At 67.8% G+C, this 13,584-nt stretch carries 9 protein-coding genes; all 9 read left to right on the forward strand.

Annotation, left to right across the window (positions count from 1 at the left end; all coding sequences use genetic code 11):
- On the forward strand, window positions 1-947 hold a 947-nt coding region (locus ACO41U_RS06050; RefSeq protein WP_485942383.1), incomplete at its 5' end, for a hypothetical protein.
- A 38-nt stretch (window positions 948-985) separates the two neighbouring features.
- Complete coding sequence (locus ACO41U_RS06055; RefSeq protein ID WP_485942385.1) at window positions 986-1,645, forward strand: HAD family hydrolase; 660 nt, start codon at window positions 986-988, stop codon at window positions 1,643-1,645.
- A complete protein-coding gene (locus tag ACO41U_RS06060) occupies window positions 1,645-3,759 on the forward strand; it encodes a thioredoxin domain-containing protein (protein ID WP_485942387.1) in 2,115 nt (704 codons plus the stop codon). Before ACO41U_RS06055 ends, ACO41U_RS06060 begins: the two co-directional genes overlap by 1 nt.
- 159 nt (window positions 3,760-3,918) lie before the next feature.
- The gene (locus ACO41U_RS06065) at window positions 3,919-5,886 is read left to right on the forward strand and encodes a hypothetical protein (RefSeq protein ID WP_485942389.1); all 1,968 of its coding nucleotides are present in this window, start codon (window positions 3,919-3,921) and stop codon (window positions 5,884-5,886) included.
- Window positions 5,886-7,007, forward strand: a complete 1,122-nt coding sequence (locus tag ACO41U_RS06070) for a hypothetical protein (RefSeq protein ID WP_485942391.1) — start codon at window positions 5,886-5,888, stop codon at window positions 7,005-7,007. Before ACO41U_RS06065 ends, ACO41U_RS06070 begins: the two co-directional genes overlap by 1 nt.
- 7 nt (window positions 7,008-7,014) lie before the next feature.
- A complete protein-coding gene (locus ACO41U_RS06075; protein ID WP_485942393.1) occupies window positions 7,015-10,194 on the forward strand; it encodes a hypothetical protein in 3,180 nt (1,059 codons plus the stop codon).
- Between the two features lie 133 nt (window positions 10,195-10,327).
- Complete coding sequence (locus ACO41U_RS06080; protein WP_485942395.1) at window positions 10,328-11,293, forward strand: 2-phosphosulfolactate phosphatase; 966 nt, start codon at window positions 10,328-10,330, stop codon at window positions 11,291-11,293.
- Entirely contained in the window at window positions 11,290-12,531 is a 1,242-nt protein-coding gene (larC, locus tag ACO41U_RS06085; RefSeq protein ID WP_485942397.1) for a nickel pincer cofactor biosynthesis protein LarC, read from the forward strand. Before ACO41U_RS06080 ends, larC begins: the two co-directional genes overlap by 4 nt.
- Before the next feature lie 51 nt (window positions 12,532-12,582).
- Window positions 12,583-13,320, forward strand: a complete 738-nt coding sequence (locus tag ACO41U_RS06090) for a DUF4230 domain-containing protein (protein ID WP_485942399.1) — start codon at window positions 12,583-12,585, stop codon at window positions 13,318-13,320.
- Window positions 13,321-13,584 lie beyond the last annotated feature (264 nt).

The raw sequence follows: 13,584 nt of genomic DNA on the forward strand, positions 1-13,584 counted from the left end.
TTGCACAACAGCCCGCGGCAGATCAGGACTACGCTGCCCAGCCCGATGCCGCCCCTCAGCCGGAGGCCCCCGCGTTCGACGCGGGCGCGCAGCAACCCGCGACGGCTCAGGGGGACACATCCCCGAAGATGGAGCCCCCCGTCTTCGACTTCAACTCCTTTGCACAACAGCCCGCGGCAGATCAGGACTACGCTGCCCAGCCCGATGCCGCCCCGCAGGAGGCTCCCGCGTTCGACGCGGGCGCGCAGCACCCCGCAGCGGCTCATGGGGACGCGATCCCAAAGATGGGAACCCCCGTGTTCGACTTCGACTCCTTTGCTCAGCAGTCCGCGGTAAGTCCGGAGCACGCTGTTCAAAGCGACGTCACCCCGCAGAGGGGCAGCGCCTCTGGCGAGCCTTTTACCGCACACGCGGCGCCCTTCGCCCCATTCCAGCAAGCTGAGGCACCCGTTGCCGACGTGCCGCACGTTGCGGAGGATCAGCCCCAGGCGAAAAAGGGAAAAGGGTCCATGGCCTCCTGGAAGGAACCCGACGCCCTAACCGCCGAGGAGCGCCTGGCCCGGCTGTATCCCAACATGGAGTCCGAGTTTCAAAACCTCTACATCAACATCTACGCGGATCAGGAGCTCACGACGGACTTCGGCGACCTGCGCAACAGCGTTTCCCAGCGCATCCTTCAGAATCAGTCGCCCCTGCCCCTCTTCGACCCGGGCCAGGGGAACACCCGCGACCTTCTGCTGGCGCACATCGCGAACTCCGCGCTGGACGTCATAAAGAAGCTGTCCGAGAACCGGCAGGGTGACCGACCTAAGTTCAACCTGCACGAACAGGAGCTCTACAAGATCTACCGGTGCGCCCTCTACAGGCTGAACGAGTCGGGACTGATCACCGAGGAAACTGTCAAGCGCCTGATGCAGGAGGCCCACGACCTGACCGCTACCCGTTAGCCATCCGACGGTGGAGGCGGCAGATTGGGAGGCAGAACGTGATCAAACTGATGATTTTCGACCACGACATGACGATCGTGGACTCGAGCTACGCTATCATGGCGTGCTTCAATGCCGTGGCCGACGCGGTGGGTCGCCCCAGGGTGGACCACGGGCAGGTGATGCGCTGCATCGCCATGCCGCTTCCCGACTTCTGCGCGGAACTCCTGGGGGAGTACCGGCCCGAGTGGACCCGGATGTACGTCGAGAAGTCCCATTCTCTGGAGCGCAGCCTGCTTCGCCCCTTTCCCGACCTGGCGCCGGCTATGACGGCCCTGCAGGCGATGGGGGTTCATCTGACCGTGGCCTCAAACCGGGAGGACCCGCGCCCCACCATGGAACAATCCGGGACAGCACGCTACTTCGAGCGGCTCATCGGCGGCAGGAGGCCGGACGGCGGGCGGCGGCCCTTCAAGCCCGCTCCGGACATGCTGCTTGAGCTGATGGGGGACTTCAGCGCGCCGGCGGCGGAAACGCTCTACATTGGGGACTCCGACCTCGACATGCGCTCCGCCCTCGCGGCGGGCGTGCGGGGGGTGGGCATCACGCGCGGCAACTTCACTCGGGAGCAGTTTGAAAACCTCAGCGCGTGGCGCGTCATCGACTCCCTGATGGAGTTGCCGGACATCGTCAGGGCCGAGAATGAGGAGGCGTCCTGATGACGGGACCGGAGGAGCGCAGCCGGCCGGGCGCGGCCCCCGCGGAGGAGGCCTGGCTGCCGAAGAACCGTCTGGGGGACGAACGAAGCCCCTTCCTACAACAGCACGCGAGGGACCCCATCGGTTGGTATCCGTGGGGTCCTGAGGCGTTCGAGGCCGCCCGCCGCGAGGACAAGCCCCTGTTCTTGTCCATCGGCTTCTCGTCCTGCCACTGGTGTCACGTCATGGAGCGCGAGTGCTTCTCGGACCCGGAGACGGCCGAGCTGATGAACGACGCCTGCATCCCGGTGTGCGTGGACCGGGAGGAGCGGCCGGACTTGGATGCGCTCTTCATGGAGGTCTGCCGGCTGCAGAACGGCTCAGGGGGCTGGCCCCTCAATTTGTTTCTGGCGCCGGACGGGCGCCCCTTCTTCGCCACCACGTGGCTGCCCAAGCGCACTACGGGCCAGATGCCCGGCATAACGGACATCCTGCCCCGCGTCAAGTGGCTCTGGCTGATGCAGCGGGAGGACGTCCTGCGGGCGGCGGAGGACCTGACGGCCCTGCTTCAACTTCGCTGCAGGCTGCCCCGGAAGGGGCGCGTGGGGGCCGCGGCGGCGCGCGAGGCCCTGAACGCCCTGCGCCGCTCCTTCGACGTGGACTGGGGCGGCTTCGGGACGGCTCCGAAGTTCCCGGAGGTCCCGAAGCTCCTCTTCCTGCTCCAGCAGGCGGGCTCGGCCCTCAACTCCCAACAGGAGCGGGATGAAACCTTCGCCATGGTGGACCTGACGCTGCGGCGCATGTGGCGGGGCGGCATCCACGACCACCTGGGGGGCGGTTTTGCCCGCTACGCGACGGACGAACGCTGGATCACCCCCCACTTCGAGAAACTCCTCTCCACCCAGGCCGCGCTCCTCCTGACGGCTGCTCTTGCCCAGGAAGTGAGGCCCGACCCCTTCTACAGGACGATGGCAGAGGACATCGTCGGCTTCGTCACCCGGGACCTGTCGGACTCCTCCCCGGCCTTTTACACCTCCATCGACTCGGAGAGCGCCGACGGCGAAGGGCGCTACTACCTGTGGCGCGACAACGAGATTCGGGCCCTGCTGCCGGACGGCGAGGCGGGCCTGTTCTGCGCGGCCTACGCCGTCATGCCGGGGGGCAACTTCGGGGACGAGCTGGCTGGTGCCAAGATCGGCTACAACATCCTGTACGAGGCCACCACCGTTTCGGAGCTGGCCCGGCGGTTCGGCCTGCGGCCCCAGGACGCGGCGCAGAAGCTGGCCGACGCGCGCGCGCGCCTCCTCGAAGCGCGGCAAGGTCGACCGGCCCCGGCCTGCGACGCGAAGGTCCTGATGGGCTGGAATGGGCTCATGATCGGCGCGTTGGCCCGCGCCTCCTCCGCCTTTGAACGCCCCGATTGGCGGGAGCTTGCGGAGCGCACGGCCTTTTTCCTCCAGAAGACGCTCCTGGACAGGAAGGCCGGCTGGCTTCGCCGCTGGCGCGACAGCTCGGATATCCCCGCCCTGGCCGGCGATTACGCGGCGCTGCTGTGGGGCGTGACGGAGCTCTACCGCGCCGCCGTCAAGGCCGAGGCTGGCGAGAAGCAGGCACGGGACTGGCTCGACTACGGCGCCCTTCTGGCGGAGGCCATGATCGAGAACTGTCTGGACCGGGAGGAGGGCGGACTCTTCCTCACCCCCGGAAGCGACGCAAACATCTTCATGCGCTACAAGACGGCGGAGGACGGCGACCTGCCCTCCGCCAACGCGCTGGCGGCCTTGGCTCTGTCGCGCCTCGGCGCGGCGCTGGAGGAGAAGCGGTACGCGGACCTGTCCAAGGAGATCGTCGCGAGCTTCGCCCACGCTGCGGCACAGGACCCCGTGTCCCACCTGTCCCTCATCGCCGCGTCGGCCCTCTGGAGGCCGGTGAAGCCAAAGGACGAGGAGCCCCGGAAAAAGCCCGCGGAGGAACCGGAGGAAACCGCAGCCGCCGCGCCGGACGGAGGGGTGGAGCCGGCGCCGGAGGAGGAGGTCCGGCGGCGCCCGGACCGCGCGGCGCGCCATGAGCGGGCCGCACGCCACGAGAGAAGGCTGTCCCGTGCGCACCGGAGCGCAAGGTCAAAGGACAGGTAACCGCTGATCTGGTCGGGGCGCAGCCCCGTTGAACATTCAAGCTGTCAGGAAGCGCGGTCGGCTATCCCAACGGTCCTTGCGATGACCAGCGCTTCCCTGAGGATATTATCTATGATGGATCGGGCGCGAAAGCGCAGGAGCAGCCAAGGAGGTTTCAGCATGGGAAAATTTTGGAAGCGGGCCGGCGCCCTGGCGCTCGTCGCGGCGCTGGCGCTGCCGGCGGAGGCGCTGTATCAGTTTGACGACCTGTACGGGCCAAGTGGAGTGGGCGCGCAGTGGATGGTGATCACGGGAGGCTACGACACCCTGGGGGACACCGCCGACTCTGCGAAGGGCGGGACGGGGCTCGACGCCTCGGGCGACATCGTGTCGGATCGAAACTCCATGCAGGTGGTGAACGGGCGCTCCACCAGCGACTTCGACCGTGAGTCGAACCGTGACATCCACACGCTGTTTCTGGTCCTGCCCGCCTCCCAGGGGAACCTGACGGTGAACCTCTCCTCGCCCGGTTCCGACGCCGTCACGCCGGACGCCCTGGTGGACAACGCCATCTACGCCGTCCAGAAGACGCCGAACGGCACGCCCACGGGCAAAACGTACTACGACCGCTCCTGGAAACAGTACCAGCTCCAGTTCGTCAAGAGGAAGAACCCTGGCGTGTACGAGAGCGTGAGGGGCAATTTCCTGTTCCATCAGAACCCCAGCTCCGCCTACCCCTCCACGCCATCCCAGACGCTTGAGGTCCCCTTCGTCATCGCCAACGTCTACAACGGCACGGCGGCGGACGAGCCCCTTCAGGTGAACGCTGCGCTGCGCGACAACACGACCTCCGTCCAGGGCAACATCGTGGCCTGCGACCGCTTCACGTGGGACGTGACAGCCGACATGACGACGGGCGGCAACCAGTGGGTGTTCGTGCCCGTGGAAGCGTGGCCCATCAACGACGAGCGGATTCACTACACCCTCACCACCGAGGTGACGAACCACACGGCCGTCCGGTACGCCGTCCAGCGCTACGACCAGCACGCCTGGGCGCACCAGAACCCCGCCTTCTGGAGGTTCGACCTGCCCCGGACGCCGAACCAGCGCGACGTGCCCCAGCGCTTTCAGCTGGACGAGAAGAGCCACATCGCCCCGGGCCTCACGGCGGTCTACCGCCAGCGCTACAACGTGAACCAGGGCGAGAAGACGCCGCTTCGCCTCTACCCCGTAGACCCCGCGGCGGGCTTCCGCAGCCTGACCCTGAACCACCAGATCCTCTTCGGCGTGGACCTGGGGAGCGTCGAAGCCGACACGGGCAGCGGCGGCACCACCCAGGCCGCGCCCTACAGGGTCCAGGCGTTCAACCCCCGCGCGGCCAGCACCACCTTCCTCGAAAACGTAGCGAAGGCCATGAGCTCACGGGACGGAGAGCCCCTCCTGGAGGTGAAGGTCCCGGCGGCCCGGATCCTGAACGCGGGCTCCGTCAAGTACGACTACGTGGCGGGGGACGTCCTGAACTCCTTCTCCGTGAACCTGAGGGTCCCCGCCAACCTGCGCAAGACGGGCACGGAGGGGATGTTGCCCCTGCACGTCACCTTCAACCTGCCGCGGACGAACCTCTACGTCAGTCGCCACTGGGAGAGCCTGCTGGAGCAGTGGCACAAGACGGGGGACGTCCACGACGAATTCGCCCAGGCCTTCAGCGTGTACCTGCTGAGCCGCCGGAAGGGCGAGCCCGACAACCCCTGGGACATGGTGCAGGAGATGATCAAGAAGGGGGCCTACGACAGCCAGGTGAAGGTGTTCATGGACGAGGACCGCGGCGTCATCACGGTGAGCTTCATCGCCATGCTGATGGACGGCACCCGCGACGGCGTGCGCCCGGCGCTGTACCTGGTGCCGGACCAGACCGCCACCAACAGCAACACCTTCATGATCCTGCGCGATGGCCTGAAGGACGACGCGTGGAACCTCACCTTCTACGTCGCCCCAGCGGAGTACGTCGATAACGACCGCCCCGGGCCCACGCCGCCGAAGGACTCCAAGGAGTCGGGCGGCGGCTGTGACGCGGTGGGACCGGGCCTGCTGTTCGGCGCGCTGGCAGCCCTCGGCGCGGCGCTGCGGTGCAGGGGGAGGCGGGGGTGATGCGGCGCCTGCCCCTGCTGGGCCTCCTGTGCCTGGGGGCGCTCTGCTCCGCCGCCTTTGGGCTTGTGGGGGTCAAATACGTCCGCATCCAGGGGCCCAGGGAGCTGGACCTCCTCCAGGGGCAGTCCCTGAGCCTCACGGCCCTGGCCTACGACGCGGACTGGAACCCGATCTCGGACGACAGCGCCGCCCTCAGCCTGAGCTGGAGCAGCAGCGCGGGCGCGGTCCGTGTCGAGCGCCTCAACAACCAGAGCGCCCGCATCCACGCCGTTGCGCCGGGCCGGGCGGAGGTCGCGGTCCGCTCCTCCTCCGCGTCCGACGCCGTTTCCGTCGTCGTGAGGCCCCGGACGACGTACCTGGACGTGGCGCCGCGGGTCCTGGAGCGGCTGAGCCGCTTCAACGAGGAACTGGCGCGGTACGGCATGGCCCTCGGCTTTGCGGACCTGGACCCGGCGGCGACGGAGAGCGCGGCATTCCAGCGCGATTTCCGCTCGGCGTGGAACGCCTCCCCCTCCCCCATCCGAAGCATCCCCGCCACGTCGCCCATCGCCTTCTCCCGGCGTCAGGAGTACGCGGACGCCGCCAGGCCGGGGGTGAGCCTCACCCTGCCGGACAGCGCCCGCGGCGACCTGCTGTCCGTCAGCTTCGAGTACGCCTACACCTGGGCGGAACTCTCGAAGCTCCTGGGCCGCGAGGCGACCCGCGGCAGCGTACCCGACGTTGAGGAGCTGTTCCACGCCCTGACCCTGACGTTTCAGGGGGCCGGGGCGGGCGACGCGGCCTACGCGGTCGTCGGCCGGGGTGGCGTCCCCGCCTCCGAGGCGGAGGCCGCCGGCGCGCTCTCCGTCCTCCCCGACGAGGGCGGCGTCACCATCAAGCTGACGGCCTGGCTGGCCAATCTGCAGGCCGGGGCCGGACCCCGCCTCCTCCATGGGCTCCTCCTCGTGCCGGACGGCACGGCGGACGGGACGCTGGGGGGCACGATGTGGACGACGGAGCGCCCCTCGGCGCAAAGCGGGAAGGCCGGCGGCTCGGGCGGCGGCTGTGCGGGGACGGGTTCCCCGGCCACACTGGCGCTCGCCGGATGGCTTCTCTTGAGATGCTCCAGGAAAGGAAGGTAACCCGCAGATGAAAAAATTTTTGCCCTTGCTCCTGCTCCTGCTGGCGCCGGTCTGGGCCGCACCCCTGGCGGAGGCGGCGGATGTGGAGGTAGCGCTCAGTGGAGGCCCGCTGAATACGGCGATCCACGATGCGATTCAGGCGAAGGTCACGTCAGGGGAGGTGGCATTTGACAGCATCAAGGTTACCCTGACGGGGTCATCTTCCATCACCAGCACCATTGTGATTCCATATAGCGGTACATTCGCCTCGTCAGACAGTTCCGCTCCTCCCATCTCAGTCACGATCAACAAACTCGCGGTCGATGGCGGGACGCTGACGTCGCCGGCGGCGGGCCGACACTTCAAAATCAACTCGAACGGCACCGCGACGTTCTCTCAAACGACCCTGAAAGGTGGAGCCAACAGCGGTGGAATTGACGTCGCCGGCGGAACGGCGACGTTTACCGGAACCACCTTCGACGGCAACAAAACGACGGACAAGGGCGGGGCTATCTACGCCGAGAATGGGACTGACGTGACGTTCGACGCCGTGACCTTCACGGGCAACTCCGCAAAGGACGGTGGCGCGATCTACGTCAACTCGGGCGTCCTGACCCTGCCGGCGAGCGTCGTTCTGAGGGGCAACAACGCGACGGAGAACGGCGGGGCCGTCTATGCCGCGAACGGGGTCAACGTGAAGTTCGATGCCGCGACCTTCGAGGGCAACCATTCCAATGGGAAGGGTGGCGCGGTCTACGTTTCCGAGAGCGTCACCGTCAACGAAAACGTGACGTTCCGAAACAACGGGGCGGACGGGACGAACGGCATGGGAGGCGCGATCTACAGCGCCAAGGACGTCACGCTGCAGAAAGCTGCTTTCACGGAGAACTCTGCGGGGGGCAGCGGCGGCGCGATCTATTCGGAGGGAAGCGTCAAGGGCACCGGCTCCAACTTTCAAGCCAACCAGGCAGCCCTTGACGGCGGCGCGATCTACGCGAAAGGGGCAACGGTGCTCGAGGAGTGCGGTTTTCTGAACAACAGCACCACCAGCGGCCCTGGCGGCGCAATCCGCACCAGCAACGGAGAGACGGACGTCCAGTCCTGTACCTTCAAGGACAATACCTCCGGAACGAATGGCGGCGCGATCTTCCTTGACGGCGGCACGGGCGCCAGCTCCTTTAGAAAGCTCTACTTTGCCAAGAACACGGCGTCTTCCAGCGGCGGGGCCATCTCCTGCGGAGGCACCGGCACTGACAACACAATAGAGGTATCGGACTCGGCGTTCCTCAACAACACCGCGGGGAGGAGCCAGGGAGGGGCCCTGAGCCTGGCCGGGACCCAGGCCACCGTGGTGCGCTCCACGTTTGATACCAACGAGTGTGCGACGGGCGGCGGAGGCGCGATCTTCAGTACTGCCGGGCTTTCCCGGATCGCCAACTGCACCTTCTACGACAACCAGGCTGGCAGCTCAGGCGACGGCGGCGCGGTTAACCTCGACGGAACCACCGATAACGACCGCACGGCGCTCTTCTACAATACCTTCGTCAACAACAAGGCCGGCGGCAACGGCGGCGGCCTCTGCACCAAGGTGGCGCTTCGCATGATGGGCAACGTCCTCGTGGGGAATAATGCCCCCGCCACCCACGGGGCCGACGTGTTCTCCGCCGGGAGCCGAAAGATCACCTCCCTGGGCTATAACGTCATGCGCGTTTTCGGGACGCAGGGAGGCAGCGGCCCCATCGACGTTTCCGGCCTCTGGACGGACTACGTCGGACCGACCAGCGAGAGCGTGAAGGAGGACAGCATCGACGCCGGGAATGCCCCGGCAGCCTTCTTCGGCGTGGATCCAAAACTGACGGAAAGTGACGTCGCGGTGGGCGCGGCGTCCTCCTACCGCCTCCAGGTGCTCGTCCCCTCAAACCCGCCCAACCATCTGCTGGATCGTATCCCGAACCGCTACGCCAGCAGCCGCTTCGTCATTTATTTCTCCGGAATCTCCAAGACCGACGGGGGTAAAACGCACACGGACGAGCGCGGTCAGGACCGGGACGCTTCCTCGGTGGGGGACAACGACATCGGTGCCTATGAGCGCGGAACGGGCGGGTCCGCCAACGATCCGGACAACCCGGGCGGCCTGGGTGGCCTGGCCACCATCCGCATCAGCGGCGTCCCCAACTCGCTGACGTCCATCGGCCAGACTGCCAGCCTGATCGCCGAAGCCTACGACCAGGGCGGCAAGAGGATCGCAGCCCCCGTGCCGGTCACCTGGCACAGCAGCAACACGGGCGTGGCCCACATCGACGACAACGGAAACCTGGTGGCCCTGAGCCTGGGCACGACGGTCATCCGCGCCACGACGAAGTCGAACTCCATGAACGGCTCCCCCGCCACGGACTCGGTCACCCTGACCGTGGAGAAGGACGTTTCGGACTACCTGAACATCCACCCGCGCATCTGGCAGCAGTTGGGCATCTACAACGAGGCGGCCGCGTCGAGCGGCAGCACTCTTGTCTTTGCCGACGTGGACCCCGCTCTGGTGCAGGCCGGAGCGTTTCAGGCGGCCTTTCGCGGCGCCTGGTCTGCCAGCGCCAGCCAGATCACGAAGCTGGGGTCCTCCGCGCCCATCACCGTCAAGTCCGCCAGCGGCTTCTCCATCGAGGGCTACACGGCCGAGAAGCCCGGCGCGTCCCTGACCCTCGGCGGGCGCAAAAAGGGCGAGGTGCTGGCCCTGCTGTACCGGTGGAGCTTCAGCTGGGAGACGCTCTCGAAGCTCCTGGGCCGCAAGGTGACGGAGGTCCCGTCGGCCCCTGAGCTCTTCAAGGCCCTCCGAGTGGACTTCGTCCCCGCAGCGGGGGCGGCCGGCTGGAACGTCATCGGCGCCGGAGGGGTCAGCGCTCAGGACGCGGCGGCGAAGGGCGCTCTGAAGCTCGCCCGCGGGAACAACGGCGTCACCGTCGCCCTGACGGCGTACCTGGCCAACGTAGGCGGCGCGGCCCCCAGTGGTGCGCAGCTGATGAACGGCCTGCTGGTGGTGCCGGACGGGACGGCGGACGCCTCCGTCGGCGGCACGATGTGGATATCCCAGAAGGCCGCCTCGTCGGGCGGCGGTTCCAAGGGGAGCGGCGAGGGAGGCGGCGGCTGCAGCCTCGGCCTCGTCGGGGCCCTCGGACTCGCGCTTGCCGGAGGCCTCCTCTTGAGGCGGCGCTGACCTGCTCCCCTAACGGTGCGGCGGGCAGGCGCCGGTCCTGCGGGACGGCGGCGGGCTCCCCCGCCCGCTGCCCGTTCCTCCCGGCGCTTCCCGTGGGTTATAATGGTGCACGTTGACACGGGAGGGATGGCTTATGGCAAAACCAATTGAGGCCGACGTGGTGCTGTCGTGCGGGGAGCACCTGCCGGCCGTTGACGTGTGGATGGTCATCGATGTCCTGCGCGCCACCACGGTGATAACGCGCTGGTTCGAGCTGGGCGGGGGCGACCTGTTCCCCGTCGGCTCCGTGGAGGCGGCGCGGCGCCTGGCCCGTACCCTGGCGAACGAGGGAGCCGCCCCCCTCCTGATGGGCGAGGAGAACGGCATCCCGCCCCAGGGCTTCGACCTCGGCAACTCGCCGCTGGACCTGACCCGCGACCTCATCCGGGAACACCCCCGCGCCGTCATGGCCACGACCAACGGCACGGGGGCCCTTCTGAGCGCCGCCGCGACGGGGGTCCCCGTCGTCGTCGCCTGCGCGCGCAACGCCACAGCCGCCCTGAACTGCGCGCTCTCCCTGGGGTCCCGCATCGGCATCCTCTGCGCTGGGCGCAAGCGCCGCCCCGCCTGGGACGACACGATATGCGCCGGGGTCATCCTGGATGAGCTCACCCGACGCGCTCCGGACCTCCTGCTGGCGGACAGCGCCCGCCTGGCCCTCCTGACGTGGCGCACCAGCGGCGACAAGCTCTTGAGCTCCGTGCAGACCGCGGACCATGCCGTCTTTCTGAACAAGATCGGCTACGGGCCGGACGTTGCCTTCGCCTGCGAGGTCGACGCGGCCTCCGTGGCCCCCATGCTGCACGAGGAACCTCAGGAGGGTGAGATGCGGGCCGTGCTGCGCAACGCCGGGAGCGTCCCGCGCCCCGCGCCGGAGCCCCCGTCGCCTCCCTCCGCCGCTCCGGCCCCGAGACCCCTTCAGGGGACTGACCCCTTCAAGGACCTGTTGCGCTACGCGCAGGACGGGAACGAGGCTCCACGGTACTTCTTCCTCGGCGGTGCACGTCGGGCGGTGGGGAAGAAGATGGACATGGCGCTGAAGGAGGAGGAAAGACGATGAGGACGCTCTACCTGGACTGCTTCGCCGGCGCGGCGGGGGACATGATCGTCGGCGCGCTGCTGAACCTGGTGCCCTCCCCCTCCGTCCTGCGGGACGGGCTGAAGAAGGTGACGGCGCTCGCGCCGGAGGAGTATGAGCTCGTCATCGAGGAGGGCGTGAAGAACGGCATCGCGGGCATCAACTTCGACGTCATCCTGCCCGGCACGCCTCACGACGGCGAGGACGGCGGGCACCGGGAACAGGAGCCCGCGCACGGCGGGCACGAACACGCGCACCGCCACCTGGCCGACGTCGAGGAACTGATCGCGGGGAGCGGACTGAGCGACCGGGTGAAGCGCGAGGCCCTGCGGGCCTTCTCCCTCCTGGCTCAGGCGGAGGCCAAGGTCCACGGCGTCAGGCCGGACCAGGTCCACTTCCACGAGGTCGGCGCGGTGGACTCCATCATCGACATCGTGGGGACCTTCATCCTGATGGACTTCCTGGGGTGGCCGCGGGTGATCTCCTCACCCATCAACACGGGGTCAGGGACCGTGCGCTGCGCCCACGGCGTGCTGCCCGTACCGGCCCCGGCCACGGAGGTCCTGCTGCACGGGCTGCCCGTGTTCGCCGAGGGGGAGCCCATGGAGCGCACCACGCCCACCGGCGCGCTCCTGATCGGGATGTTGGCGGATGGCTTTGGCCCCATCCCCCCGGGGCGCATCATGGCGTCGGGCTTCGGGCTAGGGAACCGCACGACGCCCGACATGCCGAACGTCCTGCGCGCGCTCCTGATGGAGTCCGGCGCGGAGGACAATGGCCTGGTGCGCGAGCGTCTGGTGCTTTTGGAGTGCAACATCGACGACATGAACCCCCAGGACTTCGAGCCCGTGAGCGAGAAGCTGTTCCGCGACGGGGCCCTCGACGTCTGGACGGAGCCCATCTACATGAAGAAGAGCCGCCCCGCCGTCCGCTTCTGCTGCCTGGCGGCCCCGGAGCAGGCGAAGGACCTGACCTCGACCATGCTTCGGGAGACCACCTCCCAGGGCGTGCGCCGGATCGACGTGACGCGCGAACGGCTGAACTGGAGGATCGACCGCGTGTCCACCATGCTGGGGGAGTTGAACGTCAAGACGGCCCTCATCGGTGACACCCCCCTGCGCCGGACGCCGGAGTACGAGGACCTGAAGCGCCTCGCAATCGAACACGGGCTCCCCATAACGGAAATTCGGCGCCGCATCGCAGGGGAGATGCAGCCGTAGGCTGCGAAGACAAACCCCACGAAAATTTGTTCTGCATTGGAGGCTTGAGGCATGGGTTTTCAACTGCACCTGATCGTCGCGTTTTTGCTGGTCGTGTCCGTCGCCCTGAACGTCCTGCTCCTGACGCGCCGCCGCGGGCCGGAGAGGGCCCGCTCCGTGCGGACCACCGTCATGGACGCCATCCGGAACGTCAGCGAGCTGGCCACGGTCCGCGCGCGCTTCCTCTCCCGCGTCGACTTTCGGGGGGCGCTGGACATCCCCATCCTGAGGCACCTCCCCGGCACGACGCGGAAGCTCCTGATGTGCTACAGCGGGGACATCGTCTGCGGCTGTGACCTGTCCGAGGTCAGGATATCGGAACGGTTCGGCGTAAACCGCGTCCGCATCACGATCCCCCACAGCCGCATCACGCACATCGCCCCGGACGCCTCGAGCTACGAGGTCTACGATCAGACCAACGGCCTCTTCAACCCCATCCGGCTGGACGACCAGAACCGCGAGGTGGCGGCGGACCTGGAGACGGTGCGCCAGCACGTGATGCGGGACGGGGTCATCCTGAAGCGCGCCGACGAGAACGTCAAGCGCCTCCTGGGGGCCATCATGAAGTCCACGGGCGTGGACGCGGAGATCGTGTTCCGCGACGAGCCGGAGGGGGTGGCGCTCATCGGGGAGAGGGCCGAGGCCATCGAGGCCCCCGTCGAGATGCTGGACCTCACCGGGAAGCTGGAGCGGTCCGAACCCGTCGCGGCCTCAGCCGAGCGCCCAGCGGACGCCGAGGCGAACCCCTAAGAGAACACGCACCATTTTTGAAAGAGCTTTTAAAGCGACAGGCGCCCCTGCTTCGGGAGCGCCTGTCCTGTAGACTTCGCGGTCAGCCTCACGGCTGATCCCTCCGCAGCGCCTCGACTTCGTCAGGGGAGAGGCCGGTGAAGTCAACGACCTGCTCGGACGAAACGCCCCGCGCCAGCATCCGTCGCGCTGTGGAGGCAATGCCTCTCGCCTCGCCCTCGGCGCGGGCAACTCGACGGATCGTTTCGTCGCGCGTCATCTCGT

It is taken from the genome of Fretibacterium sp. (assembly GCF_057312375.1).

Coding starts and splice junctions, on each gene's coding strand:
- ACO41U_RS06060 (WP_485942387.1), top strand. CDS start 1,645: ATGACGGGACCGGAGGAGCGCAGCCGGCCGGGCGCGGCCCCCGCGGAG.
- ACO41U_RS06065 (WP_485942389.1), top strand. CDS start 3,919: ATGGGAAAATTTTGGAAGCGGGCCGGCGCCCTGGCGCTCGTCGCGGCG.
- ACO41U_RS06070 (WP_485942391.1), top strand. CDS start 5,886: ATGCGGCGCCTGCCCCTGCTGGGCCTCCTGTGCCTGGGGGCGCTCTGC.
- ACO41U_RS06075 (WP_485942393.1), top strand. CDS start 7,015: ATGAAAAAATTTTTGCCCTTGCTCCTGCTCCTGCTGGCGCCGGTCTGG.
- ACO41U_RS06080 (WP_485942395.1), top strand. CDS start 10,328: ATGGCAAAACCAATTGAGGCCGACGTGGTGCTGTCGTGCGGGGAGCAC.
- larC (WP_485942397.1), top strand. CDS start 11,290: ATGAGGACGCTCTACCTGGACTGCTTCGCCGGCGCGGCGGGGGACATG.
- ACO41U_RS06090 (WP_485942399.1), top strand. CDS start 12,583: ATGGGTTTTCAACTGCACCTGATCGTCGCGTTTTTGCTGGTCGTGTCC.